Source organism: Alcaligenes sp. SDU_A2 (assembly GCF_038237375.1).
Taxonomy (GTDB): Bacteria; Pseudomonadota; Gammaproteobacteria; order Burkholderiales; family Burkholderiaceae_B; genus Alcaligenes.
This window is the reverse complement of record NZ_CP151273.1, coordinates 2,723,193-2,749,510: the sequence shown is the minus strand read 5'-3', so window position 1 is coordinate 2,749,510 and position 26,318 is coordinate 2,723,193. Positions and strand designations below refer to the sequence as shown.

The window sequence follows — 26,318 nt, the reverse complement described above, 5'->3', positions numbered from 1 at the left end:
CATCAGACCCGAGGGGTCAATGATACCTTTTCTACGCCGCCTGACTAGGGCGGCGTGTCTTGCCGCCCCAGCCTGCCGACGCTGCTGGATGGCCGGCGATCGCGTAGCGCAACGGGGCCTGGGCCCAGTCGCCGGCGTACTCCACGCCCACCCGGGCACCGATGCGTATTTGTGATGGAGGCAAAGGTGGGGCATCCAGCACATGCAGGGCTGCGGTGCAGGCGTCCATGCCGTTGTATTGCTTATCGATGTTCAAACCTTTGCACAGCCGCCCCGGACCGGATAGCGAGGCGCTCGTGTCGACAGGGGAACTGGCGGCGCGCAGCAGGACGGCTGTGCCGTCCCCTTCTATGCCGCTGACCAGGTTAAGGCAGTGGTGCATGCCGTAGATCAGATATACATAGGCATAGCCGGCCGGACCGAACATGATGCGGGTGCGGGCTGTGATGCCGCGTCGGCTGTGCGCGGCCTGATCCTGTGGGCCCAGGTAGGCTTCGGTTTCCACGATCACGGCCTGGCGTTGGCCGCGCTCGTCGTTCAGCACCAAGGTCTTGCCCAGCAGTTCTTGGGCGACCAGACGCGCATCGCGTGCGAAAAACGCGCGCGGCAACCAGTGTGTCTGTTCAGGCATGGGGTGCGGGCACGGTGGACAGACGCTCCAGCCAGGCCTGCTTGTCCTGGGCGGGCATGAACGAGGCGCGCAGGCTGTTGGCCGCCAGTGCGCGCAATTGCTCGGCTTGCAGGTTCAGGGCCTGGGCGGTCTGCATATAGTTGTCCAGCACATAGCCGCCGAAGTAGGCAGGGTCGTCGGAATTCACCGTTACATTCAGGCCGCGGTCGAGCAGGCGTTTCAGATTGTGTTGCTTCAGTTCGGGAAAGACCTTGAGCTTGAGGTTGGACAGCGGACAGACCGTCAATGGGATGGCCTGCTCGATCAGGCGCTGCATCAGTGGCGGATCGTCTTCGCTGCGCACGCCGTGGTCGATGCGCTCGACCTTGAGCAGGTCCAGCGCGTCGCGTACATAGTCGGCCGGACCTTCTTCGCCAGCATGGGCCACCAGGCGAAAGCCCAGTTCGCGGCAGCGGGCGTAGACGCGCTCGAACTTGGCCGGTGGATTGCCTTTTTCGGCCGAGTCCAGGCCGATGGCGACCCACAGGTCTGCGTATTGTTCGCGCAGCGGCAGCGCGGCCTCCAGGGTGGCGAAGGCATCGTCTTCGCTCAGGTGGCGCAGGAAGCTCAGGATCAGCAGGCTGCTGATGCCCAGTTCCTGGCGGGCCTGACGGGCAGCGCGGGCAATGCCGGCAAAAAGGGTTTCCATCGCCACGCCGCGAACCGTATGCGTTTGCGGGTCGAACATGATTTCTGCATGCACCACGCCGTCCTGATGGGCGCGACGCAGGTAGGCCAGCGTCATGTCAAAGAAGTCCTGCTCGGTGATCAGCACGCCGGCACCGGCGTAGTACAGGTCCAGAAAGGACTGCAGGTCGGTGAACTGATAGGCGGCGCGCAGGCTTTCCACATCGGGATAGGGCAGGCGCAGGCCATTGCGCCGGGCCAGCGCGAAGATCAGTTCCGGTTCCAGCGTGCCTTCGATATGCAGGTGCAGCTCGGCTTTAGGCAGGGTGCGTACGAAGTCGCGCAGGGACAGAAGGGAGGCGGTCACGTCGGGCTCCAGGAGTGACAGGGAGAGAGCCTGTCATTATACGGAGCTGCTGCGGTTCAGGGCCTGGCGTGGCGCAGGGCGGCCATCGCCAGCGCCAGCCAGGCCAGAATCATGGCCGTGCCGCCGATAGGGGTGATGGCTCCGAGCCATTTGACGCCGGTGAGGACAAGGATGTACAGACTGCCGCTGAAAATGAGCGTGCCGACCAGCATCAAAGTGGCGCTGCGTGCCTGCCAGCGCGGGTGCAGATACGCGCCCAGAGATGCGCTCAAGAGCAGGCCCAAACCGTGCAGCATCTGATAGAGAACGGCAGTGTGCCAGACGGCCAGTGAAGAAGCGTCCACCATAGCGCGCAGCGCGTGTGCGCCGAATGCGCCCAGTCCTGTGCCCAAGGCCATGAGCAGAGCGCCGGCGGCAATTGCGAATCGAGGGGTCATGTCTATCCTTGCAAGGTGCGGCCAATGCGGCGCAGAGAGTATCGGGTGCTATTATCGGATAAAAAAATGGCGTTGCCCGCAAGGAGCGAATATGGATGCGACGGGTGCCTTGAGCCCGGACGAACAGGCGGCCGTTGTGGCCGCGTTTCAATACAAACCCGGCCAGCCGGCCCAGGCCTTGGATGTGCATCAGTTGCCGCCGCGCGATCCAGGGCAGGACGGGTTTGTCTGGATAGGACTGAAAGAGCCGTACGACCAATTGTTGGAGAGCGTGGCCGGGCAGCTTGGCTTGCCCAGCAAAGCCATCGAAGAGCTGCTTGCTCCGCACCGTCGGCCCAAGCTGGTCGAGTACAGCAATTGTCTGATCGTGGTGGCTATTACCCTGGGCATGAAGGAGACGCGGCCGGTCTTTGGCAGTACGCAACTGGTCATCGGTCCCGGTTTTTTGTTGACGGTGCGCCGGGGCTCGAACAGCAGCTATCTGGAATTGCGTTCTCGTCTGGAAAACTCGCCCGAGCTGTTGCAGCGCGGCAGCGACTATGTGGCCTCGGAATTGTTGGATCTGATCGTCGATCAGTATCTTGTGTCGCTGGAGCAGATGGAAAAGGCGGTGGAAACCATCGAACAGCAGTTTCTGATCCGGGGTTTCAAGGAAAGCGATGTGCGCCGTATTTATCGGTTGCGGCGCGATTTGCTGCGCATCCACACGGCGGTCACCCCTCTGGCCGAGCTGTGCCGCCGTCTTTCAAGAGTGGAGCTGAGTTACATCGATTCGGAAAGCCGTGCTTATTTCGGCGAAGTGGCCGATCGTGTCTCGCGTACATCAGAATTTATCGGCAGCATGCGCGAAGCCCTGGCTTTCGCGTTCGAGGGCGGGCTGATGATCGGTCAGATGCAGCAGACCGATACCACCCGCAAGCTGGCAGCCTGGGCGGCTATTCTGGCGGTGCCTACCGCGGTGGCAGGTATCTACGGCATGAACTTCGAGCTGATGCCGGAGCTGAAATGGCCTTTGGGTTATCCCATGGCGCTGTCCTTGATGGGCGGGGCCTGTGGGTTCTTGTATTGGAAGTTCAAGCAGGCCAAGTGGCTCTAGCCTGACTGTCAGGGCAGAGTGATCGGGCCGCAGCGTACGCATGGAGGCCTTATGAATCTGGATAGGGAACGGCGCAGCCAGGTACCGGATCTGGTGGACGACGATTTGCTGCTGGACGACCCGGTACTGCTTGATTGGTTGCAACGTAGCCTGCTGACAGGGGAACAGCATGGTTTAGAAGGCTACGGGCGGACGTTGGGTTCGGCGCAGTGGCGCGCTCAGGCAGCCTTGGCCAATGCTCAGCCGCCCTCATGTCGGCTCTGGTCAGCGCAAGGCGAACGCATCGATCAGCTGGAGTTTCATCCGGCCTGGCATGCCTTGATGGCGTTGGGGATGGAGCGCGGTCTGCATGTCTGGCCGCAGACCGGGTCGGCCGGTTTGCATCTGGCTCGCGCCGTGGGTTTTTACATGCATGGACAGATCGAAGCCGGGACCTTGTGCCCCATGACCATGACGCGGGCAGCCGCTCCTTTGTTGCAGGGTGATGATTTCGGCCAGTGGCGCAACCGCCTGGCCCGCTGCGAGTATGACGCTGCCAGTGTGCCGGTGAGCAGCAAGCGTAGCGTGGTCGTGGGCATGGGTATGACGGAAATGCAGGGTGGGTCCGATTTGCGTGGCTGCACCACGCAGGCGCAGCCCGAAGCAGCAGCTTTTCGTGTGTTTGGTCACAAGTGGTTTTTTTCCGTGCCTCAGGCCGATGCGCATCTGGTGCTGGCACGCGATCAAGAACAGTTGTCATGCTTTTTGGTGCCGCGCCTGCTGGCCTCTGGAGAGCGTAACGGTGTGCGCATCCGGCGTCTGAAAGATAAGCTGGGCAATCGCTCCAATGCCAGTGCGGAAGTAGAGTTTGACGGTGCTGTGGGCTGGCGCGTGGGCCAGCCCGGGCGAGGCATCGCCATGCTGGCCGGCATGGCGGCGCGCACCCGCGTGGATTGTGTTCTGGGCAGTGCTGCCCTGATGCGCCAAGCCCTGGTCCAGTCCTTGCATTATTGCCGGCATCGACGCGCGTTTGGCAAGGTTTTGATCGATCAGCCTTTGATGCAGGCGGTGCTTTTGGATATGGCGCTAGAGAGCGAGGCTGCGGCGCATCTGGGGTTTTTTCTGGTTCAGCTGCAAGGGCGTGACGATGCATCTGCGCAAGGGGTATTGCGGGTGCTGGCCCCTGTTGCCAAGTTCTGGGTCTGCCGCAGGGCAGTGGCGCTGTGCGCCGAAGCGATGGAGACCTGGGGCGGTAACGGATATATCGAGGACGGTCCTATGCCGCGCCTGCTGCGCGAGGCCCCGGTCAACTCCATCTGGGAAGGCTCGGGCAATGTCATGTGCCTGGATGCGCAGCGCGCCTTGGCCCAAGCGCAGGTGCATGCGGCCTTGCAAGACGATTTGAGCCGGCGTTGCGCTGGTGATACGCGACTGGAAGCTGCTGCCCGGGCTTTGATGGGGGTGTCGGAATTGGCGGGTGGGCGCGCCTGGGCGCAGTCGCTGGCGCTGCTGTACCAGGCTTGCCTGATGCGGGAACTGGCCCCGGCGGGCCTGGCTGATCTTTTTATCGATGACAGGCTGTCCGGTGGTCCGCGCGCTGTATTCGGTTTGGAGGGCGTGTCCGCCGCGCGCGACTATTTGCTACGCAGTTGGCCACGTCTGCAGGCATAAGCCAAGCCCGGGACAATACGCTGGACAGGGGGTGGGCAAAACCTATAATTTGTCAGCCAGCCTGTGTCTTTTTCCTGGAGTCTTGTCCGTACCATGAGAGTTCATTTTTTGCCTGAGTGGTTTTCGATATGGCCGGGCGTCGCTGTGGCGGCGGCCTTGTTCGCCTTGTTCAGTACGGTGGCGCAGGCCGAGCCGTTCGATCTGCACGGGCAGGTGGTGCGGGTGGCTGATGGTGATACTTTGACGGTGTTGCTGGACAATCGCCGTCAGCAGCGCGTGCGCCTCTCCAGCATCGATGCGCCGGAGCTGAGCAAGGACGCGCGCCGTCCCGGCCAGCCTTATGCCCAGGCTTCCCGGCGTTATCTGTCCGAACTGGTGGCCGGCAAGCAGGTACGGCTGGCTTGTCGGGAACAGGACAGGCATGGCCGGGCCATTTGCGATGTGCTGCTGGAGGGCGGGGAAACCGCCAATCAGAAAATGGTGCAGGCCGGTCTGGCCATGGCTAATCGCGAGAAAAAAGAACGTTTTTTGTATGATGCGCGGATTGACGGACTGGAGCAGCAGGCCAAGGAGGCGCGCCTGGGAGTCTGGTCCGAGGGCAAAGCGGTGCCGCCTTGGGAATGGCGCTACCATTGCTGGCAGCGTGGAAAATGCTAGGCCGGTGGCGGCGTTGGCTGCCTGTTCTGGCCTGTGCTTTGCTCGCGGCATGCAGCAAGCCGGTCAACAGCCCCTACGAAGAACATAGTGCCGCGGGCAAGGTGCTGTACAGCGCTTTTACGACGCGATCCCCCAATCATCTGGACCCGGCGCTGTCGTATTCGGGTGACGAGACGCCATTTACCTATTCTATTTACGAGCCTTTGTATGGTTACCACTACCTGGACCGGCCGTACAGGCTGATTCCAAAGGCAGCCGCCGCGCTGACAGAGCCGGTCTATCTGGATGCCAAGGGACAGCGTCTGCCCGATGATGTGCCGGGTGAACAAGTCGCAATCAGTCGTTACGATATTTCCATTAAACCGGGTATTGCGTTTCAGCCCCATCCCGCGTTTGCGCAGGATGATGCCGGGCGGTATCGCTACTACCCGATGCGTGCCGCCGATCTGCGCGAGGCATTCAGCATCAGCGATTTCGAGCATGTCGGATCGCGTGCATTGAGCGCCCAGGATTATGTCTACGCCTTCAAGCGCCTGGCCAGCCCGCGTCTGGCCTCCCCGATTTCTGCCGTCATGGCCGAGCATGTGCGTGGTTTCAAGGAGTTCAGCGATCAATTGGCGCAAGCGGACAAGCAGTCGCCACGTCCCGATTGGCTGGATTTGCGTCCCTTTGTCTTGCCGGGTGTACAGGCCTTGGATGACCATACGTTGCGTATTGAGGTCTTGGGCAAATATCCTCAGTTCAAGTATTGGCTGGCCATGACCTTTACCGCCCCGGTCCCTTGGGAGGCAGAGCGTTTCTACAGCCAGCCGCGCATGGCGCAGCACGGTCTGACGCTGGACAACTGGCCGGTGGGCACGGGCCCATTCATGCTGACCGAGTCCCAGACCAATCGGCGTCATGTGCTGAGCCGCAATCCCCTGTATCGGGGCACACCTTACCCTTGCGTGGGCGCGCCGGGTGACCAGCAGGCCGGTTTGCTGGACGATTGCGGCCAGACCATGCCTTTTCTGGATAAAGTGGTTTTTTCGTTGGAAAAAGAAAGCGTGCCCTTGATGGGCAAGTTTTTGCAGGGTTATTACGACATTCCCCAGGTCGAGCGGGGCGAGTACGGTGTAGCCATGACGGTGGCGGCCAACGATTCGGCCGACAAGGCAGCCCGGTACAAGAAGCTCGGGCTGCAGTTGCGCACGGCCCCCGAGGCGCAACTGTTCTATATGGGGTTTAACTGGCACGATCCAGTGGTGGGCAAGGGCGATACGCCTGAACAAGCCGAACGCAATCGCAAGCTGAGGCTGGCGGTCAGCATTGCGTTTGACTGGGAGCAGTATGTGTCCATCTTCATGAATGATCAGGCGCAGGTGGCGCACGGTCCGTTGCCGCCGGGCGTGCCGGGTTATCAGCCTTTGCCGCAGGGGGCCAATCCGTATGTGTATACCGTCAAGGATCAGACCGTGCAGCGCCGCAGTCTGGACGAGGCGCGCGCGCTGCTGCGCGAGGCCGGCTACCCTGATGGGCGCGATGAGCGCACCGGCAAACCCCTGATTTTGTATTACGACTCGATGGGCGGCATGGGTTCGGACGCCACGGTAGACTGGATGCGTCGCCAATTGGCGCAGGTCGGCCTGCAACTGGAAGTGCGTGCCACCGATTACAACCGTTTCCAGGACAAGATGAAGCGGGGGGCGGCGCAGATATTTTTGTGGGGTTGGGTGGCCGATTACCCGGATGCCGAAAATTTCCTGACCTTGCTGTACGGGCCGCAGGCCAAAGTGGATCACGGCGGCGAAAATGCGGCCAACTACCAGAGCGCGGAATTTGACCGGCTGTACGAGCAGATGCGCTTTCTGAACGATGGGCCCGATAAAGAGGCCTTGATCCACGACATGGTCAGGGTCGTGCAGCACGATGCGCCCTGGATGTTCGGCTATGTGCCCAATGCAGGCGGTGCCTATCAGTCCTGGGTACGCAATGCCAAGCCGTCCCTGATGATACGCGACAGTCTGCAGTATTACCGGATCGATGCGTCGCAGCGCGTGCAACTGATCCAGGCCTGGAACCGTCCTGTCTGGTGGCCGCTTATTCCCCTGACATTGGCCTTGCTGGCATTGGTCTTGCTTGTGTGGCGCATGGCTTGGCAGCGTCGCCGTCGTGTCGCCCTGCCCAAGGAGAGGTCCTGATGTTTTCCTATTTGCTGCGGCGCGTGCTGTACGGCATCCTGATCCTGATCGGGGTAAACCTGCTGACCTTTGTTTTGTTCTTTGCCGTGAATACGCCCGACGACATGGCGCGTCTGTCCATAGGTGGCCAGCGTGTCAGCCAGTCGGCCATAGACAACTGGAAGGCCGAGCGCGGTTACGACAAGCCTTTGTTCTACAACGGCCAGGCGCAGGGCGGCGCGCGCGTGACGGACACCATTTTCTACGAACGCTCCTTGCCTTTGCTGCGTCTGGATTTCGGTCTGTCCGATCAGGGCCAGGATATCGGCTACCAGATCCGCAATCGCATGGGCCCTAGCCTGGCTCTGGCACTGCCTACTTTTTTTCTTGGCTTGTGGGTTTGCGTCAGCTTTGCCTTGTTGATGGTGTTTTTCCGTGGCAGCCGGCTGGATTTTTCGGCGGTCGTGCTGTGCGTGGTGTTGATGTCGATTTCCGGGCTGTTCTACATCATTGCCGGGCAGTGGCTGTTTGCCCGCGTTTTGCGCTGGGTACCGTTTTCCGGCTGGGTGCAAGGCGTGGATAATTGGCGTTTCCTGGTCTTGCCCGTGCTGGTGGGCATTCTGTCCAGAGTGGGGGCCGAATCGCGTTTTTACCGCAGCCTGTTTCTGGAAGAGGCCAGTCGGGATTATGTGCGCACGGCGCGCTCCAAAGGCTTGAGCGAACGCTGGGTGTTGTTCCGGCATGTGCTGCCCAATGCCTTGCTGCCTATTTTGACCGGGACGGTGTCTGCCTTGCCGCTGCTCTTTATGGGCAGCTTGATTTCCGAATCTTTTTTTGGGATTCCGGGGCTGGGCAGCTTTACCATTGATGCAATCAATGCCCAGGATTTTTCCATCGTAAGGGCAATGGTGTTTTTGGGGTCGCTGCTGTACATAGCGGGCTTGATCCTGGCCGATATCTCCTACACGCTGGTTGATCCCCGCATTCGTTTTAGTTGAGTCCGCCATGCCACAGTTCGTCTTTCTCTGGACCGATACCTTTGTGCTGGCGCTGTTTCTGGCCATGGCCGTCTACGCGTTTCGGGTCAGCCGCCGCCCCGGTCTGCGATCGGCCTGGGCCAGTGTCGCGCGTACGCCTTCGGCCATATGCGCGGCGGTGTTTCTGGCATTTTTTCTTTTGGTGGGGCTGCTCGATTCCATTCACTACCGTCCGCTGTTGCCGCCTGCGCCGGGGCAGTCATCTGCTGCGCCCTCGTACGCACCGGTGGCCCGTTCCGTGCTGGACGATGTGCTGGTCGGTGCCGGGCTGTCGGATGTGGAAAAAACCTATTCCGCGCCTTTGGCCCGTTTTCAATTGACCAAAGAAAGCATGTTGGTGGGTGGGGAGCCGGTGCGGGATTTTCCGCGGCTGATCAATGCTGGCGTAGGGATGGATACGGTTCAGGCTCATTATCGAGACCTTCGTCAATTAGCCTGGCGCGGACTGGCTTGGGGACTGGGCTGGGCAGTGTGCTTGGTTCTGCTTCTGACAGTCTGGGGGCGCAGTCAGGCGCTGGAGCCGGGTTGGCGCGCGGCGTGGACGTATTGGTGGCAGGGTCAGGGGCTGGTGCCGTGGCGCGCCGTCTGGATCAGCGCCAGCCTGCTGGGGCTGGTGCTGTGCGTGGCCATCAGCCTGAGCGCCAACTATCATGTGCTGGGCACAGATCGCACCGGCAACGATATTCTGTGGCAGGCTTTCAAGAGCGTGCGCACCGCGCTGGTCATCGGCACGTTGACCACCTTCGCCATGCTGCCGCCGGCGATCATCCTGGGGCTGGCGGCAGGGTACTTTCGTGGTTGGGTGGACGATGTCATTCAGTACATCTACACCACCCTGACGTCGATTCCCGGCGTGTTGCTGATCGCGGCCTGCGTCTTGATGATGCAGGTGTATATCGATACGCATCCCGACAGTTTCGATACGGTGGCGGCGCGGGCCGACTTGCGCCTGTTCCTGTTGTGTCTGATTCTGGGGCTGACCGGTTGGGCGGGGCTGTGCCGGCTGCTGCGCGCCGAGGTCCTGAAGCTGCGCGAACTCGATTATGTGCAGGCCGCTCAGGCCTTTGGCGTGCGGCCCTTGCGCATCATGTTCCGTCACCTTTTGCCCAATGTCATGCATATCGTGCTGATTACCTTGATCCTGGAGTTTTCCGGGCTGGTGCTGTATGAGGCCGTGCTGTCGTATCTGGGCATAGGCGTGGACCCCAGCATGCCTTCATTTGGTCGCATGATTGATGCGGCGCGCAGCGAGTTGTCGCGCGATCCTGTTATCTGGTGGGGCTTGGCCGGCGCATTTGCTTTCATGTTGGCACTGGTGCTGTCGGCCAATATTTTTGCCGATGCGGTGCAGGCCGCCTTTGATCCCCGCACGCGTCGTTTCCAGCCCTTGCGCCAGCGCAGGGCGGAGCAAGAGAGCAAAGCATGACCATCAACTCCGAAACCGATCTGGAACCGGCCGCATCCGGCGGTGCCTGTGTGCTGGACATCCACGGTCTGCAAGTGGGCGTGCAGTCCGACGCAGGTGTGCAGAGCGTCGTGCGCGATCTGTCTCTGGCGGTGCATCGCGGCGAGACCTTTGCGCTGGTCGGGGAATCCGGCTGCGGCAAGAGCATGACGGCGATGGCGATCTTGCGCCTGTTGCCCGAGGCCGCGTGGATGCAGGCCGGCACGGTCGAGCTGGACGGGCGGGATTTGCCGAGCCTGAACGAGGCGCAGATGCAGGATGTGCGCGGACGGCGGGTCAGTGTCATTTTCCAGGAACCATCCACCAGTCTGAACCCGGTCATGTCCATAGGCCGGCAGATCAGTGAAGTAATACGGCGGCACGGCGTGGCTCCCAAGGGCCAGGAACGAGCGGCTGCCGTGCGTTGGTTGCAGCGGGTAGGGATTGCAGCGGCCGAGCAGCGATACGATGATTTTCCTTTCCAGTTTTCCGGTGGGCAGAAGCAACGCATCATGATTGCGATTGCGCTGGCCGCCGAACCGGCACTGCTGGTGGCCGACGAGCCGACCACGGCGCTGGATGTGACCGTTCAGGCCCAGATTTTGCAGTTGCTGGCTGACATACAAAAAGAAATGGGGCTGGCGATCTTGCTCATTACGCACGATCTGGCGGTGGTGCGTCAGTATGCCGATTACGTGGCTTTGATGCGCCACGGTCAGATCGTGGAGTCGGGGTTGGCCAGTCAGTTCTTTTTGCGGCCTACCCACCCCTACGCCCAAGAACTGCTGGGTGCTGTGCCAACCTACGAAAAGCGAGGCCGACCGCTGTCGGCTATGTCGGAGCCTTCGCCGGCAAAGCGACCGTCCTGGTCGCGGGACAAGGACGCGTCCGTGGTGCTGGATATCCAGGATCTGTCCGTTGCGTACCGGCAGTCCGGCTCCTGGTGGCGGCGTCCGCCGCCTGTCGCGGTGGTCAAGGGGCTAAGCTTGCAACTGCGCAAGGGGGAAACGCTGGCCTTGTTGGGCGAGTCGGGCTGCGGAAAAAGCACGGTGGCCCGGGCCTTGATGCGTTTGCTGGACAGCCAGGCGCAGATCGGCGGGCAGGCACGCTTGCTCGGTCAAGATTTGCTGAACACGCATGGCAAGGCTTTGCGGCAACAGCGCGCGCGTTTGCAGATTATTTTTCAGGACCCGTATGGTTCGCTGGACCCACGTATGCTGGTGGGCGATATTCTTCAGGAAGGCTTGTCGGCCTTGCGCCCCGATCTGGATGGCAAGGCCAGCCGCAAGCGGGTGGAAACGCTGGTGGATCAGGTGGGTTTACCCAGAAATTCATTGGATCGCTATGCCCACGAATTTTCCGGTGGGCAGCGTCAGCGTATTGCGATTGCCCGTGCCTTGGCGGTGGAGCCGGCAGTGTTGATTTGCGACGAACCGACATCTGCGCTGGATGTATCCGTGCAGGCGCAGATTCTGGATTTGATGCAGCAGTTGCAGGATGAACTGGGGCTGGCCTATCTGTTCATTACGCATAATTTCGGGGTGGTGGAATACCTGGCCGATCGTATCGCCATCATGGCGCAGGGACGTATTGTCGAGCAGGGCAGTGCCGAACAAGTCCTGTTTCATCCCCGGCAGGAGCAGACGCAGCGTCTGCTGGCCGCCGTGCCCAGGTTATAGGCTTACTACGCCCTGGCGGCGTACGTCATCCGGATGACTATCTGGGTGTGGGGTATGTGTCTACAATAGGGCGGTCCGGTCAGTTATTTATAAGCGCACCATGAGCCTGAAGGTTTTTGATCTCGAATGCGAACACGGTCATGTGTTCGAGGGTTGGTTCAGCTCCCGCGACAGCTACGAAGAGCAGCTGCAGCGGGGGGTGTTGTGCTGCCCGGTCTGCGATAGCCGACAGGTCAACCGCAAGTTGTCTGCGCCACGCATCAATGTGGGGGTACAGCAGGCCGATCCACCCAGGGCTGGCCAGGGTTTGCCTGTTCCTTCGCAGCAAACCGCAATGAGCGGTGCCGCCCAAGGCGAACTGATGGCCCAACTGCGCGCACTTATCCGCCAGTCCGATAATGTCGGTGATCAGTTTGCGGCCGAGGCCAGACGCATACACGATGGCCAAAGCCATCCACGCTCGATCCGTGGCCAGGCAACGCTCCAGCAGTACAAGGAACTGGCCGAGGAAGGCATTATTGCCATGCCGATTCCCGACTTTCTGGACGATGACCGCTTGCAGTAGCGGTTGCTTCCAGCTCCTTCAGTCGTCGGTGTACGGTGCTGCGATGCAGGCCTAGCGCACGCGCCGCCTGCGAAATATTTCCATTGTGCTGTGCCAGGGCTGCCCGCAGGGCGGCGTTTTCGCGTTCACGCTGATTGCTGGCGGTGGGAATGGCAATGGGTGCGGCTGCGTGCGCAGGGGCGGGGGCAGTCTGCTGTGGGTTGAGCTGGGGCAAGGCGGGCAGATCGGCGGCGCGCCAGATTCGGCCCGGCCTGTCCTGCACCAGGATTTGCAGCAGCACCGAGCGTAGTTGACGATAATTGCCGGGCCAGTCGTAGTTCTGCAGGTGCAGCAAGGCATCTTGGTGCAGCCGCGGAGTGCCGTGGTGCTCGCTCAGGCGGGCCAGTTCGCTCAGAATGTGTTCACCCAGATCGGTGCGTTCGCGCAAGGCCGGAACACGGCAGATATAGTCCTGCAGCCGGAAAAATAAATCGGCGCGAAAGCGTCCTTGGCGCACCAGCTCCTCCAGGGGCTGATGGCTGGCACTGATCAGCCGAAAATCCAGCGCATGTGTCTGCTCCGAACCCAGGGCCTGCACTTCGCGCTCCTGTAGTACGCGCAGCAGGCGGCTTTGCAGGGTCAACGGCATATCGCCGATTTCGTCCAGAAATAAAATGCCGCCGTTGGCCTGACGCAGTTTGCCGGCATAACCTTGGCGACGCGCGCCGGTAAAGGCTCCGGCCTCGTAGCCGAACAGCTCTGCTTCGATCAGGGATTCGGGCAAGGCGGCACAGTTGACGGCCACGAAGGGACCGGGCTGTGCGCGGTGACGCCGATGCAGCTCCCGCGCCAGCACTTCTTTGCCCGAACCGCTCTCGCCGCTCAGCAGGATGGATAAGCCCATGTTCATGGCACGCAGCGCCGGCTCCAGCACATCTTGCTGATCGTCGGACAGAAGCCGGTCTTGGCTGCGGGGCGCGCGTGCCAGCGTGGCCGGACGTGTTGTGGGCGAGGGGCGTACATGCAGAGCAGCAGATCTTTGGTGCTGACGGGCAAGCTCCAGGGCATCGTCCAACTCCATGCCGGGCAGTTTCTGCCAATCCTGGCCTAGCAGAGAGGCCGCTAATTCGTCGGCGGCGACAATGGTGTCGCCTTCCAGTAGCAGGCGACCGCTAAGGGGCCCCTCTAATAGAGAGGGATCGGTGTGCAGATGCAGCAGGCGGTGTTGCGGCGAGCACAGCGACTTTAGCATTTGGCGACTGATCTGGCGGGCGTACAGGCGGGCCATGTCCAGTGCGTAGCGGTGTTCCAGATCCGCCGGTCCGGAAATGTCCAGGACGCCGACAATATGCCCGTACGGATTGCGGATGGGCGCGCCGTGGCAGCTCAGAATGCGGTTGCCGGGCAAAAAGTGCTGTTGGCCGTGTATGCGAATGGCCTGACCGGTGAACAAGGCCGTGCCGATGGCATTGGTGCCGCGATGATGTTCGGCCCAGCTTACGCCGGCCCGCAATGCGACCCGCTCGGCGCGTTGCAGAAAATGCGGATCGCCGGCCTGTTGCAGCACGGTGCCTTGTGCGTCGCACAATAGCACCAGGCTGTGGTGGGGGCGCACCTGAACGGCCAGTTCGTGTACGGCCGCCGCCGAGTGGTGCAGCAGATTGTGCTGCTGTTCCAGCAGTTGGCGCAATGCGCCCTGGCTCAGGTCCTGGGGTTCCTGGCTGAGGGAATAGCTAAATGCCTGGCAGCGTTCCCAGGACTGGCGCAGCAGCGCATCGTCCGCGCGCTGGGGTAAGGAAGTCGGAGAGGGCATGGCGTCTTTCCGGTAGAGGTGTCGCCGAATGCGACAGTGGTTGCGGCCCGCGACAGGGACTGTCGCATTGCGCACCGCTTGCTTGGAACATTATGGCGATAGAGGGCCCTTATCACGAGTCGGGACAACCGCTAGATAGATTGGCACGCTATTTGCTTTGATAAAAACGAGATGAAGGCATTGAACGACCCTCATCCTCGGAGCGCCTGTTGGCGTATCCGTTTATTTCAACAAGGAGACATCATGAATCTGTCAGACCTGAAATCCCTGGGCCTGGATCTGGAATTCCCCTACAAGTCCCGTTACGAAAACTATATCGGTGGTCGCTGGGTGCCGCCTGTCGCGGGCGAGTACTTCGACAATGTGTCCCCTGTAACCGGGCAGGTGTTCTGCCAAGTGCCGCGTTCGGGTGCCGCCGATATCGAGCTGGCTTTGGATGCCGCCCATAAAGTGCGTGCCCAGTGGGCCGCGACATCGGTGGCCGAGCGCTCCAATATTCTGCTGCGCATTGCCGATCGCATCGAGCAAAACCTGGAGCGTCTGGCGGTGGCCGAGACCATCGACAACGGCAAACCCATCCGCGAGACGCGCCTTGCCGACTTGCCGCTGGCCGTGGACCACTACCGCTATTTTGCGGGTTGCCTGCGCGCTCAGGAAGGAGCCATTTCCGACATCGATTCCAATACGGTGGCGTATCACTTTCATGAACCTATTGGCGTAGTGGGCCAGATCATCCCCTGGAACTTCCCGCTGCTGATGGCGGCCTGGAAACTGGCCCCCGCGCTGGCTGCCGGTTGTCCCGTCGTGATCAAGCCGGCCGAGCAGACCCCGGCATCCATCTTGTTGCTGATGGAAATTATTGGCGATTTGTTGCCGCCCGGGGTGTTGAATGTGGTCAGCGGCTACGGCAAAGAAGCCGGGCAGGCGTTGGCTTCGTCGCCGCGCATCGCAAAGATCGCGTTTACCGGTTCTACCCCCGTGGGCAAGCAGATTCTGCATGCAGCGGCCGACCGCCTGATCCCGGCCACGGTGGAGCTGGGCGGCAAGAGCCCCAATATCTTTTTTGAAGATGTGATGCAGGCCGATGATGCGTTCCTGGATAAGGCGCTGGAAGGCTTGACCATGTTCGCTTTGAACCAGGGCGAGGTTTGCACCTGCCCATCGCGCATCCTGGTGCAGGAATCCATTTACGAACGCTTCATCGAACGAGCCATCGAACGTGTGGGCCGGATCAAGAGCGGCAACCCGCTCGATGCCACCACGATGGTGGGCGCGCAAGTGTCCGAGCAGCAAATGGAACGCATCCTGGGCTATATCGATGTGGGCCGTCAGGAAGGGGCCAGTTGCCTGATCGGTGGCGAACGCAACCGCCCAGGGCAGGGCCTGGACAGCGGTTATTACGTCAGCCCGACCATGCTGCTGGGTAACAACAGCATGCGTACTTTCCAGGAAGAAATCTTCGGCCCGGTCGCCGCAGTTACGACCTTCAAGGACGAAGACGAGGCCATCGCTATTGCCAACGACACCGAGTACGGATTGGGAGCGGGTGTCTGGAGCCGCGATGGGTCGCGTGCCTATCGCGTGGGCCGGGGCGTGGAAGCCGGTCGTGTCTGGACCAACTGCTACAACCTGTATCCTGCGCACGCGACCTTCGGCGGCTACAAGCGTTCGGGCATCGGCCGTGAAACGCACAAGATAGCCCTGAGCAATTATCAGCAGACCAAGTGCCTGCTGGTCAGTTATAGCGCCAATGCGCTGGGCTTTTTCTGATTTGATTGCTGTTGTTTTGACCGCTCCCCTGGCATTCCAGGCGGGGGAGCGTTTTTTTTGCATGACTTGGGTTTGTATGTCTATGTGATAGCAACGATTATTCTGAATCCTTCCTAGGGGTAGACAAAATGACAGTTTCTGAATTTTTCATCACGGCTCACAATATTCTTGGACCGGGCGCGTTGGACCGTTCCATGCCGATTGTCGGAAAGATGGGTTTCAAGAAGGCGCTGATCATTACCGATGCGTCCTTGTCCAAAATGGGCATGGCCAAACTGGTGGCGGAAAAGTTGGCGGCCCAGAAGATCGATACGGCGATCTTTGACCAGGTCAATCCGAACCCAACGGTCAGCAATGTCAATGCCGGTCTGGATGCCTTGCGCAAGCAAGGTGCCGACTTGATTGTCTCCCTGGGGGGCGGTTCGTCCCACGATTGCGCTAAAGGGGTTGCGCTGGTTGCCAGCAACGGCGGCAAGATCGAGGACTACGAGGGCCTGGACAAGTCCACCAAACCTCAGCTGCCGCTGCTGGCCATCAATACCACGGCGGGCACCGGATCGGAAATGACGCGTTTCACCATCATTACCGACGAGCGCCGCCACGTGAAAATGGCCATTATTGATCGGCACGTGACGCCTTTCATGTCGGTCAACGATTCGGAGCTGATGGAGGGCATGCCGGCGGCCTTGACGGCAGCGACCGGCATGGACGCTTTGACCCATGCGTTTGAAGCCTATGTTTCCACGATTGCGACCCCGTTGACGGATGCCTGCGCAGTCAAAGTGGTGGAGCTGGTGGCCAAGTATCTGCCGACGGCCGTGCGCGAGCCCAAGAACAAGCTGGCTCGCGAACAAATGGCGTATGCCCAGTTCTTGGCTGGCATGGCATTTAATAACGCCTCGCTGGGCTATGTGCATGCCATGGCTCACCAGCTAGGTGGTTTTTACGATCTGCCGCATGGCGTCTGCAATGCCTTGTTGCTGCCCCATGTCCAGACCTTCAATATGCAGGCAGTGCGTCCCCGGCTTAATGATCTGGGTAAGCTGCTCTCGGACAACAATCCTGATCTGAAAGGGCTGGATGTTATTTCCGCCATCAAGAAACTGGCCGATATCGTGGGCATTCCCAAGTCGCTGGCGGAGCTGGGCGTCAAACGCGAAGATTTCCCAGTCTTGGCGGATAACGCGCTCAAAGACGTCTGTGGCTTGACCAATCCTATCCAACCGGAAAAAGAAGAAGTCATTGGCATTTTCGAGGAAGCCTATGGCGAGCGGTAGCCGCGGCCGGGAAGGCTCTTTGCCAAGTTGATGGCGATAAAAAAAACCGCAGTGTTTTTACGCTGCGGTTTTTTTGATGCCACTGTGACCTGCTTACATGACGCGGCTGCGGTACTCGTTGGTGCGGGTATCGATTTCGATCTTGTCGCCGATGTTGCAGAACAGGGGCACGCTGATTTCCGTGCCGGTGTTGATCTTGGCGGGCTTGAGCACCTTGCCGGAGGTATCGCCCTTGACGGCAGGTTCCGTGTAGGTGATTTCGCGCACGATGATGGTGGGCAGTTCCACGGAGATGGCGCGGCCTTCGTAGAAGACGGCTTCCACAGCCATGCCTTCTTCCAGGTAGTTCAGGGCGTCGCCCATGCTTTCGGCTTCGACTTCGTACTGGTTGTACTCGTCATCCATAAAGACATACATGGGATCGGCGAAATACGAGTAGGTGCACTCGCGCTTTTCCAGCATGACGATGTCGAATTTTTCGTCGGCTTTGTGCACGGCTTCGCTGTTCGAGCCGCTGAGCAGGTTCTTGAACTTCAGCTTGACGACTGCGGAGTTACGGCCGGATTTGTTGTATTCCGTCTTTTGAACGACCAGAGGGTCACCATTGACCATCACGACGTTGCCAACGCGCAATTCTTGTGCGATTTTCATTAAAAAAAACTCCGAATGGGGTGGCTCCGCCGATCATGCTGTCAGGGAGCTTTGAAGAAAAACAATCTATTTTAGCGTTTTCGGACGACTTGGGTGTAAAAACTGAGCAGACTGGCGGCCAGATCGGCGCGTTGCGCCTGCTGCGCACAGTAGGCTCTGGCATCGTTGCGCCACTGCGCCATCGCGTCTTTTGCCAGGCAATGTTGCAGCGCCTGGGTGGCGGCGGCGGGATCGGCGCTGCTCCAGGCATGATGCAGGGCCCGTACCGGGGCCGACAGGGGGGTGGTGTCCAACCAGGCATCCAGTTTGTCCAGATGGGCATTGTCATCCTGGATGTAGGGCTGCCAGATCATGGGCACACCGGCCCAGATGGCACGCACCAGAGAGTCTTCGCCACGCACGATATTTACGTCGCTGCGCCAGAGCAGGGCATCGAAGTCGGCCTGGTCGACATGGGGTATTTCCTGGATGTGCAGGCGCGGGCCGGTCAGGGTGGGCAAGTGCGCCGCGACGGAGTCGGGAATCAGTAGCAGGGTGTCCCTGTCTTGTTGCCCCAGGACCTGGGCAAGCGCCTGCACCGGTGCATTGGGATAGCAGAACAGGAATAGTTGGCGCAGGGTGCCGGCCAGCAGCGCCTGGCGCTTGTCCAAAGCTACACCTAGTCGGGCCAGCAAGGCGTCGTAGGCGGCATCGTCGCGTTGAAAAGCCGCGCGTTGTTCGAGCAGACCGGGTTCGCGCAGCAGACCGCCCGTGCCGGGCAGAAAACCCGGAAAAAAGAAGTATTTGGCGGCACCGCCCGGTTGCGGCGAGGGCAGGCCGTGGCAGCCGAGCACCCAGTTTTCGGCACTCAGGTAATCCAGATTGATCCATACGTGGCGGTCAGCCCGCAACTGTTTTGTGACAGCGGCGGGCAGCTCGCAGGCAAAGGCTTCGATCAACAGTGGGTACGGTTCTGGATAGTGCAGACGCGCTGCGTGCCAGTGCTCGATGCGCACGCCCAGGATGTCTTGGCTGTCCAATTGCTCTCGCACTTGATGCTGGATGCGCCGGAAGCTGTGCAGGTCGTCCACCCACAGACGGACCTGGCCTACATCGGGCATGGCGGCCAACTGGCGGGCCAGTCGCCAGCACACGCCGATGTCGCCGAAGTTATCGACGACACGGCAGAATAGGTCAATGGATGGCATCAGACGCGGGCAATGACAAGTTGTGGGAATGCCTTGATGGCTACCTTAACGCCTTTAGTGCAGCTGGACCGGGTCCAGGTCGATTTCGTCGGGCAGTTCGGGATGCTGCATCTCGCCGTGAATGTCGGGAAAGAAAGGCGCGTGGCAGTCATCGCAGATTTCGGTCGAATGCAGGCCGGGCAGACGCTGTACATGTTGCACGCCCAGCGTTTTCAGCAGGGCGGCGATGATGTCCGGAATATCGATGTGATTGTCGTCGCTCAGTGAGGCCTCGGCTTCTTCCTGGCTGAGCACCGGCCAGATGCAGCCGTAGATGACGGTGGGCGAGGCCAAGGTGCTGAAGCCGACGCGGTATTCTTCGACCAGTTCGTTGCCGCAGGCCACGATTACCGCGCGCAGTTGGTCCGGTGTGATATTGGCAGCGGTCTGCAGCCAGGTAACGCCGGCCTGGACCGACAAAGGGCGGATTTCGCGGTCGGCCTCGCGGGTGTTGACGTAGTAGGCGTTGGGGGCCAGGTACTGGATCTGGCAGCCGGTGAACAAGGGGCCCAGGATGGGGCTGCATTTTTGCACCCATTGTTCTATGCAGGCCAGGTGGGCGGCGTTGGCATTGTCGCTGGGCGTCTGCCAGCGAAACAGGGCCTGTCCGACCGGCACCAGGGCAACGCCCACCAGAAAGCGCGCATCGGCCAGCAGCGTGCTGGCTTCCTGCGGGGCGATCGGGCGCACATCGTCGCGGCTGCGGCCCAGTGCCTTGGCCGTCAGCGCCTGTGTCCATTCGTAGGCCTGTTGATAGGTCTGGGGCATTTCGTCGTAGCTGACCAGGTCAGGGACCAGTGCGCATAGACTGCCTTCGGCCAGAATGCTCGATTGCAATGCAGCCACCAGTTCCTGGCGCTGGGTGTCGGTCAAGGTGCCTTGGGGTAGTTGATAGCGTGTCCATGCCGTCAGAGGGGCGGAGAACAATAAGGCGTCGTAGTGGATGCCGTTGTGTTCGATGCGCAGGCTTTCGGCCTGGGACTCGGCCAGCTCCATCATGATTTCGTAGTGCTGATGCTGTTGTTGGTTGCCCAGCAGCTCCAGCGTCTGCTCGACCGTATTGTTGCGGCGACCGGCGTACAGTTTGGTCAGCAACTGAGCAGCCAGCCCTTGCCAATAGCGGTCTTCGACTTGCGAACCGGAACGCACCAGGGCGTCGGCATAGTTGACCAGGCGCTGGACTTCCTTGGGTTGTTGAGCGAGCAGTTTGGGATTGAGTTGCGACATTGACATACGTTGCCGGTTGATGGACACCCTAGTTTACTCCGTGGCACGGTCCAGGTGGAGACCGGGCCGGGAAGGGGCGTGTCGAGAATAGGGAGCAAACAAAGAAAAACGCCTTCGCCGCGTACTGCGGCGAAGGCGTTGCAAGTAAACCCTGCGGCTTACAGGCCTACGGAGTCGGCAATTTCCTTGAACTCTTCGATTTGGTCGAAGTTCATGTAGCGATAGATATTGTCGCTATTGGCTTGCAGAACACCCATGTCCGCCAGATACTCTTCGCGGGTCGGGATGCGGCCCAGACGCGAGCAGATGGCGGCCAGTTCGGCCGAGCCCAGGAAGACATTGCTGTTCTTGCCCAGACGGTTGGGGAAGTTGCGGGTGCTGGTGGACATGACGGTAGCACCTTCGCGTACTTGTGCCTGGTTACCCATGCACAGCGAGCAGCCCGGCATTTCCATGCGCGCGCCGGCCACGCCCAATACGCTGTAGTGGCCTTCCTCGGTCAGTTGCTGTTGGTCCATCTTGGTCGGCGGAGCGACCCACAGGCGCGTGGGGATGTCGCGCTTGCCTTCCAGCAGCTTGGAGGCTGCACGGAAGTGGCCGATGTTGGTCATGCAGCTACCGATGAACACTTCGTCGATGACGGTGCCGGCCACGTCCGACAGGGTCTTGACGTCGTCGGGGTCGTTCGGGCAGGCCACGATAGGTTCGTGGATGTCGGCCAGGTCGATTTCGATGACGGCAGCGTAGTCGACGTCGGCGTCCGGCTCCAGCAGTTGAGGGTCGGCCAGCCAAGCTTCCATTGCCTTGATGCGGCGGCCCAGGGTGCGTTCGTCTTCGTAGCCGTTGGCAATCATCCACTTGAGCAGCGTGATGTTGCTGTTCAGGTACTCGATGATGGGCTCTTTGTTCAGGCGCACCGTGCAGGCGGCGGCCGAGCGTTCGGCAGAAGCGTCGGACAGCTCGAAGGCTTGTTCGATCTTCAGGTTGGGCAGGCCCTCGATTTCCAGGATGCGACCGGAGAAGATGTTCTTCTTGCCGGCTTTTTCCACAGTCAGCAGGCCCTGCTTGATGGCATACAAGGGAATGGCGTTGACCAGGTCGCGCAGGGTGACGCCGGGCTGCATGTCGCCCTTGAAGCGCACCAGCACGGATTCAGGCATGTCCAGCGGCATCACGCCGGTAGCAGCGGCAAAGGCCACCAGACCGGAGCCGGCAGGGAAGCTGATGCCGATAGGGAAACGGGTGTGCGAGTCGCCGCCGGTGCCCACGGTATCGGGCAGCAGCATGCGGTTCAGCCAGGAGTGGATGATGCCGTCGCCGGGGCGCAGCGAAACGCCGCCGCGCGTGCTGATGAAGGCGGGCAGTTCGTGGTGGGTCTTGACGTCCACGGGCTTGGGGTAGGCAGCGGTGTGGCAGAAGGACTGCATCACCAGGTCGGACGAGAAGCCCAGGCAGGCCAGATCCTTGAGTTCGTCACGTGTCATCGGGCCGGTGGTGTCCTGGCTGCCGACTGTCGTCATGCGGGGTTCGCAGTAGGTGCCGGGACGCACGCCGGTGCCTTCGGGCAGACCGCAGGCGCGACCGACCATCTTCTGGGCCAGGGAATAGCCTTTGCCGGTGTCGGCGGGGCTTTGCGGCAGGCGGAACAGCGTGGTGGGCGGCAGGCCCAGCGCTTCGCGGGCGCGTGTGGTCAGACCGCGGCCGATGATCAGCGGAATGCGGCCGCCGGCGCGCACTTCGTCAAACAGCACATCGGATTTGACTTGGAACTCGGCGATGACCTGGCCGTTCTTGAGGGCCTTGCCGTCGTAGGGGCGCAATTCGATCACATCGCCCATTTCCATTTGCGAGACATCCAGCTCGATAGGCAGGGCACCGGCATCTTCCATGGTGTTGTAGAAGATGGGAGCAATCTTGCTGCCCAGGCACACGCCGCCGAAGCGCTTGTTAGGGACGTAAGGGATGTCTTCGCCCGTAAACCACAACACCGAGTTGGTGGCGGACTTGCGCGACGAGCCGGTACCCACCACGTCGCCGACGTAGGCCACCAGATTGCCTTTTTCCTTGAGCGACTCGATGAAGGCGACCGGGCCTTTTTTGCCGGGTTCTTCGGGGGTGATGCCGGGACGCGGATTCTTGAGCATGGCCAGGGCATGCAGCGGAATGTCGGGGCGGCTCCAGGCGTCGGGGGCAGGCGAGAGGTCGTCGGTATTGGTTTCGCCGGTAACTTTGAAGACCGTGATGGTCATGCTTTCGGGGACTTCGGGGCGGCTGGTGAACCATTCGCCGTCGGCCCAGCTCTGCATCACTTCCTTGGCGTAGGCATTGCCCTTTTCGGCTTTTTCCTGCACATCGTGGAAGGAGTCGAACATGAGCAGGGTGTTCTTGAGGCCGTTGGCGGCGATCTGACCCAGGCCGGGTTGATCCAGCAGCTCGATCAGTGGGCTGATGTTGTAGCCGCCCAGCATGGTGCCCAGCAATTCGGTGGCGCGTTCGCGGCTGATCAGGGCACAGGTCTCGGTGCCCAGCGCCACGGCGGCCAGGTAAGAGGCCTTGACCTTGGCGGCGTCGTCCACGCCGGCGGGGACGCGGTGCGTCAGCAGGTCGAGCAGGAATGCTTCTTCGCCGGCAGGCGGGTTCTTGATGAGCTCGATCAGGTCGGCAGTTTGCTGAGCCGACAGAGGCAGCGGAGGAATGCCCAGCGCGGCGCGCTCGGCAACGTGTTCGCGGTAAGAGTCCAGCATGGTGCAGGGCCTATCGGTGAGGGTTGAAATGGAATTCGGGAAAATCGAATAGTGTCCCGATTGTAATTTGAAGCGGGAAGTGAGGCAAGGGTCTTATATCTTATATAAGACTTGCAGAAAGCTGAATCAGGCCAGCAGGTCGGCGTATTCGGGGTGACGCCGGATGTAGACGGCGGCATAGCTGCATAAAGGCCGTACCGTCCAGTGTTGCTTTTTGGCGGTTTCCAGCGCGTAACGGGTCAACTGGCCGGCGATGCCGCGGCCTTCCAGCGCCGCAGGCACTCCGGTATGCGTGATGCTCATGACAGTGCCATTCAGTTCGTAGTCGATGACGCAGCGCAGCGCATCGACCGTGCAGAAGAACTGCCGGGCGTGGGGATCGTGCTGTATGTTCAGATTCATAGACGTATTCCTTTCAGGTGGCAGCCGGCTGCAGCGCGATCAGCACCCATAGCGCCAGCATGCAGACCAGTCCGATGAAACAACCGCCCCACAGTCCCATGAGCGGCCATTTGATGCCCATAGGCACCTGGTCGCGCTGTACGTGCGCCAGCAGGCGGTTGGCGTTGCCGAACACGCCGCTGTGGCGGGATGGAAAGTTCAGGCGCAGAAAGTAGTCCAGCAAGATTCCGGCCTTCAGTGTGATCGGTAGACGGCTCCAGGGGTGCTGGTCCAGGTAGGGGTGGCGTAGCGCCTGGTGGGTGCTGCGCAGATTAAACAGCAGCAAATAAGCGCCGCTGGCCAAGGCGGTCAGGGCGCAGGCCAGCATCAGGGTGGCGGCCAGGGGCAGCGCGTAGTGGACAAAATCAGAGAACATCGAGGTCACCGGAAAAATCGGCCCCGCAGGCCGAAGGCTGCGGGGCTGTGCATCAAATTACGGATGCATGATAGCGCATGCCGGGCTGGGCAGGCGCATGCGTACCGGTGCTTAGGGGCGCTGATCCAGGGGGACAAAGGCCTGGTTTTCCGGTCCTACATAGTTGGCCGTAGGGCGAATGATTTTGTTGTCGATGCGTTGTTCGATGATGTGCGCCGCCCAGCCGGCGGTGCGCGCTATGACGAACAGCGGGGTGAACATGGCCGTTGGCACGCCCATCGTGTGGTAGGACACGGCCGAGAACCAGTCCAGATTGGGGAACATTTTTTTGACGTCCCACATGACGGTTTCCAGACGTTCGGCAATGTCGTACATGCGCGTGTTGCCGTCCTGTTCGGCCAGCTCTTTGGCAACGGATTTAATGACTTCGTTGCGAGGGTCCGAGACTGTGTAGACGGGATGGCCGAAGCCGATGATGACTTCTTTGTTTTCCACGCGCTGGCGTATGTCCTGTTCGGCCTGATCGGGTGTGTCGTAGCGCTTCTGGATTTCAAAGGCCACTTCGTTGGCACCGCCGTGCTTGGGGCCGCGCAGCGCGCCTATGGCACCGGCGATGGCCGAATAAAAGTCCGAACCCGTGCCAGCAATGACCCGGCTGGTGAATGTAGAGGCATTGAACTCGTGCTCGGCGTACAGATTCAGCGAGGTATGCATGGCGCGTTCCCACTGGGCCGACGGTTTTTCGCCGTGCAGCAGGTGCAGAAAGTGCGCGCCTATGCTGTCGTCGTCGGTCTGCACGTCGATCATCTCGCCATTGTGGCTGTAGTGATACCAGTACAGCAGGGCCGAGCCCAGGCAGGCCATCAGCCGGTCGGCGATGTCGCGCGCGTCGGGCAGATTGTGATCGTCCTTTTCGGGCAGCACGCAGCCCAATACCGAGACGGCGGTACGCATGACGTCCATGGGGTGGCTGTGCGCGGGCAGAGTTTCCAGCGCGCTTTGTACGGCCAGAGGCAAGCCGCGCAGGCGCTTGAGCTTTTGCTTGTAGGCACGCAGTTCGTCGCGGTTGGGCAGTTTTCCGTGGATCAGCAGGTGGGCCACTTCTTCAAATTCGCAGGCCTGCGCCAGATCCAGAATGTCGTAACCACGGTAGTGCAGGTCGTTGCCGCTGCGGCCAACGGTGCAAAGGGCGGTGTTGCCGGCCACCACGCCCGACAGGGCGACGGATTTCTTGGGTTTGAAGCCGGCGGCGGGGGTGTTCTCGGTGCTGCTCATGCGGGTCTCCTGGTTGGTGGGCACACGGTGTGGCCGTGCGCCTGGATAAGCGGCGGGTCTGGCTGGCTCCGTGCCGGGAGCGGGCCGGACTCAGGATTTCTTGTTTTTCTGGAACAGAGCGTCCAGCCGTTGTTCGTAGTCATGGTAGCCGATGCGATCGTATAGCTCTTCACGGGTCTGCATCAAGTCCACCACATTTTTCTGATGACCATCGCGGCGGATGGCCTGATACACGGTTTCGGCGGCCTTATTCATGGCACGGAAGGCCGACAGCGGGTAGAGCACCATCGCCACCTGAGCCGAAGCCAGTTCTTGCACGGTGAACAACGGCGTCTTGCCAAACTCGGTAATGTTGGCCAGCACGGGCACGTTCAGAGTCTGGGTAAAGCGGCGGTAGGTGTCCAGGTCATAGCAGGCTTCGGCGAAAATGCCGTCGGCGCCGGCTTGCACGCAGGCCTGCGCGCGCTCCAAGGCGGCATCCACGCCTTCCACGGCAATCGCGTCGGTGCGGGCCATGATGAAAAAGTCCGGGTCGGTCCGTGCGTCTACCGCCGCCTTGACGCGGTCCACCATTTCGCCGGCGCTGACGATTTCCTTGCCGGGGCGATGGCCGCAGCGCTTGGCACCGACTTGATCCTCGATGTGGCAGGCGGCGGCCCCGAATTTGATCAGGCTTTTGATCGTGCGGGCGATGTTGAATGCCGATGCGCCAAAGCCGGTGTCTATATCGACCAGCAGCGGCAGTTCGCACACGTCGGTGATGCGGCGTATATCGGTCAGCACATCGTCCAGGGTATTGATGCCCAGATCGGGCAAGCCCAGGGAGCCGGCGGCCACGCCGCCGCCGGACAGGTAGATGGCCCGGTAGCCGGCGCGCTGGGCCAGCAAGGCGTGGTTGGCGTTGATCGCGCCGATGATTTGCAAAGGTTGTTCGTCGCGCAGGGCCTGGCGAAAACGGCTGCCGGCCGATGTCGTGTCGTGGTGGCTCATGATTGCTCCGTATCAAGAAAGGTGGGGCAGGGCGCAGGGCCTGGCTGCCATGCTGAAAAAAATTAAGCAAACAACGTGCCAGATTTTAAAGGCTGTCCGATCAGTGTGCCGGGGCGTGGCTGCACAGGGTTTTGAGGAAGGGCGGGGCGTGGACATGCGCT

The 26,318-nt window shown here is 60.9% G+C and carries 22 protein-coding genes; 10 read left to right on the top strand and 12 right to left on the bottom strand.

The genetic code is table 11. The features are described 5' to 3' along the window. Positions 1–31 precede the first annotated feature (31 nt). The 3 genes from AADW57_RS12635 to AADW57_RS12625 are packed head-to-tail and all read right to left on the bottom strand — an operon-like array spanning position 32 to position 2,101. The gene (locus AADW57_RS12635) at positions 32–631 is read right to left on the bottom strand and encodes a DNA-3-methyladenine glycosylase (RefSeq protein WP_341667249.1); all 600 of its coding nucleotides are present in this window, start codon (positions 629–631) and stop codon (positions 32–34) included. Further along, the gene (locus AADW57_RS12630) at positions 624–1,664 is read right to left on the bottom strand and encodes an adenosine deaminase (RefSeq protein WP_341667248.1); all 1,041 of its coding nucleotides are present in this window, start codon (positions 1,662–1,664) and stop codon (positions 624–626) included. The genes AADW57_RS12635 and AADW57_RS12630 overlap by 8 nt, the downstream gene beginning before the upstream one ends. A gap of 56 nt (positions 1,665–1,720) precedes the next feature. Then, complete coding sequence (locus tag AADW57_RS12625) at positions 1,721–2,101, bottom strand: DUF423 domain-containing protein (RefSeq protein WP_341667247.1); 381 nt, start codon at positions 2,099–2,101, stop codon at positions 1,721–1,723. Between the two features lie 91 nt (positions 2,102–2,192). Between AADW57_RS12625 and AADW57_RS12620 the strand changes: the two genes are divergently transcribed. From AADW57_RS12620 to AADW57_RS12585, 8 genes are all read left to right on the top strand, one after another. Continuing rightward, entirely contained in the window at positions 2,193–3,197 is a 1,005-nt protein-coding gene (locus AADW57_RS12620; protein WP_341667246.1) for a magnesium and cobalt transport protein CorA, read from the top strand. Between the two features lie 51 nt (positions 3,198–3,248). Then, positions 3,249–4,847 carry an acyl-CoA dehydrogenase family protein gene (locus tag AADW57_RS12615; RefSeq protein ID WP_341667245.1) on the top strand — a complete coding sequence of 533 codons (1,599 nt, stop codon included), beginning with the start codon at positions 3,249–3,251 and terminating at the stop codon, positions 4,845–4,847. A gap of 93 nt (positions 4,848–4,940) precedes the next feature. Next, positions 4,941–5,504 carry a thermonuclease family protein gene (locus AADW57_RS12610; protein WP_341667244.1) on the top strand — a complete coding sequence of 188 codons (564 nt, stop codon included), beginning with the start codon at positions 4,941–4,943 and terminating at the stop codon, positions 5,502–5,504. Then, positions 5,498–7,684, top strand: coding sequence for an ABC transporter substrate-binding protein (locus AADW57_RS12605; RefSeq protein ID WP_341669700.1), 2,187 nt, complete (start codon positions 5,498–5,500; stop codon positions 7,682–7,684). The genes AADW57_RS12610 and AADW57_RS12605 overlap by 7 nt, the downstream gene beginning before the upstream one ends. Continuing rightward, positions 7,684–8,661 carry an ABC transporter permease gene (locus AADW57_RS12600; RefSeq protein ID WP_341667243.1) on the top strand — a complete coding sequence of 326 codons (978 nt, stop codon included), beginning with the start codon at positions 7,684–7,686 and terminating at the stop codon, positions 8,659–8,661. The genes AADW57_RS12605 and AADW57_RS12600 overlap by 1 nt, the downstream gene beginning before the upstream one ends. A gap of 7 nt (positions 8,662–8,668) precedes the next feature. Beyond that, positions 8,669–10,126, top strand: a complete 1,458-nt coding sequence (locus tag AADW57_RS12595; RefSeq protein ID WP_341667242.1) for an ABC transporter permease — start codon at positions 8,669–8,671, stop codon at positions 10,124–10,126. Beyond that, positions 10,123–11,823: an ABC transporter ATP-binding protein gene (locus tag AADW57_RS12590; protein WP_341667241.1), complete on the top strand. Its 1,701-nt coding sequence runs from the start codon at positions 10,123–10,125 to the stop codon at positions 11,821–11,823. Before AADW57_RS12595 ends, AADW57_RS12590 begins: the two co-directional genes overlap by 4 nt. Before the next feature lie 100 nt (positions 11,824–11,923). Continuing rightward, complete coding sequence (locus tag AADW57_RS12585; RefSeq protein ID WP_341667240.1) at positions 11,924–12,388, top strand: DUF1178 family protein; 465 nt, start codon at positions 11,924–11,926, stop codon at positions 12,386–12,388. Here AADW57_RS12585 and AADW57_RS12580 read toward each other — a convergent pair. Further along, positions 12,339–14,180, bottom strand: a complete 1,842-nt coding sequence (locus AADW57_RS12580; protein ID WP_341667239.1) for a sigma-54-dependent Fis family transcriptional regulator — start codon at positions 14,178–14,180, stop codon at positions 12,339–12,341. The genes AADW57_RS12585 and AADW57_RS12580 overlap by 50 nt on opposite strands. Before the next feature lie 243 nt (positions 14,181–14,423). On the opposite strand from AADW57_RS12580, the gene AADW57_RS12575 reads away from it, so the two are divergent. Both AADW57_RS12575 and AADW57_RS12570 read left to right on the top strand, forming a co-directional pair. Then, positions 14,424–15,950: an aldehyde dehydrogenase family protein gene (locus tag AADW57_RS12575; protein ID WP_341667238.1), complete on the top strand. Its 1,527-nt coding sequence runs from the start codon at positions 14,424–14,426 to the stop codon at positions 15,948–15,950. A 128-nt stretch (positions 15,951–16,078) separates the two neighbouring features. Continuing rightward, complete coding sequence (locus AADW57_RS12570; protein ID WP_341667237.1) at positions 16,079–17,227, top strand: iron-containing alcohol dehydrogenase; 1,149 nt, start codon at positions 16,079–16,081, stop codon at positions 17,225–17,227. A 93-nt stretch (positions 17,228–17,320) separates the two neighbouring features. On the opposite strand, the gene efp is transcribed toward AADW57_RS12570, so the two are convergent. The 8 genes from efp to prpB all read right to left on the bottom strand — a co-directional run bounded on the left by efp (position 17,321) and on the right by prpB (position 26,157). After that, the gene (gene efp, locus AADW57_RS12565) at positions 17,321–17,878 is read right to left on the bottom strand and encodes an elongation factor P (RefSeq protein WP_341667236.1); all 558 of its coding nucleotides are present in this window, start codon (positions 17,876–17,878) and stop codon (positions 17,321–17,323) included. A gap of 71 nt (positions 17,879–17,949) precedes the next feature. Further along, positions 17,950–19,065 carry an elongation factor P maturation arginine rhamnosyltransferase EarP gene (earP, locus tag AADW57_RS12560; RefSeq protein ID WP_341667235.1) on the bottom strand — a complete coding sequence of 372 codons (1,116 nt, stop codon included), beginning with the start codon at positions 19,063–19,065 and terminating at the stop codon, positions 17,950–17,952. A 54-nt stretch (positions 19,066–19,119) separates the two neighbouring features. Continuing rightward, positions 19,120–20,331 carry a DUF2863 family protein gene (locus tag AADW57_RS12555; RefSeq protein WP_341667234.1) on the bottom strand — a complete coding sequence of 404 codons (1,212 nt, stop codon included), beginning with the start codon at positions 20,329–20,331 and terminating at the stop codon, positions 19,120–19,122. Between the two features lie 158 nt (positions 20,332–20,489). Further along, entirely contained in the window at positions 20,490–23,075 is a 2,586-nt protein-coding gene (acnB, locus tag AADW57_RS12550) for a bifunctional aconitate hydratase 2/2-methylisocitrate dehydratase (RefSeq protein ID WP_341667233.1), read from the bottom strand. A 126-nt stretch (positions 23,076–23,201) separates the two neighbouring features. Next, positions 23,202–23,477: a GNAT family N-acetyltransferase gene (locus AADW57_RS12545; RefSeq protein ID WP_341667232.1), complete on the bottom strand. Its 276-nt coding sequence runs from the start codon at positions 23,475–23,477 to the stop codon at positions 23,202–23,204. A gap of 13 nt (positions 23,478–23,490) precedes the next feature. Further along, the gene (locus AADW57_RS12540; protein WP_341667231.1) at positions 23,491–23,892 is read right to left on the bottom strand and encodes a hypothetical protein; all 402 of its coding nucleotides are present in this window, start codon (positions 23,890–23,892) and stop codon (positions 23,491–23,493) included. A 111-nt stretch (positions 23,893–24,003) separates the two neighbouring features. Then, on the bottom strand, positions 24,004–25,167 hold the full coding sequence (gene prpC / locus AADW57_RS12535; protein ID WP_341667230.1) for a bifunctional 2-methylcitrate synthase/citrate synthase: 1,164 nt from the start codon (positions 25,165–25,167) through the stop codon (positions 24,004–24,006). A 90-nt stretch (positions 25,168–25,257) separates the two neighbouring features. After that, positions 25,258–26,157: a methylisocitrate lyase gene (prpB, locus tag AADW57_RS12530; RefSeq protein ID WP_341667229.1), complete on the bottom strand. Its 900-nt coding sequence runs from the start codon at positions 26,155–26,157 to the stop codon at positions 25,258–25,260. Positions 26,158–26,318 lie beyond the last annotated feature (161 nt).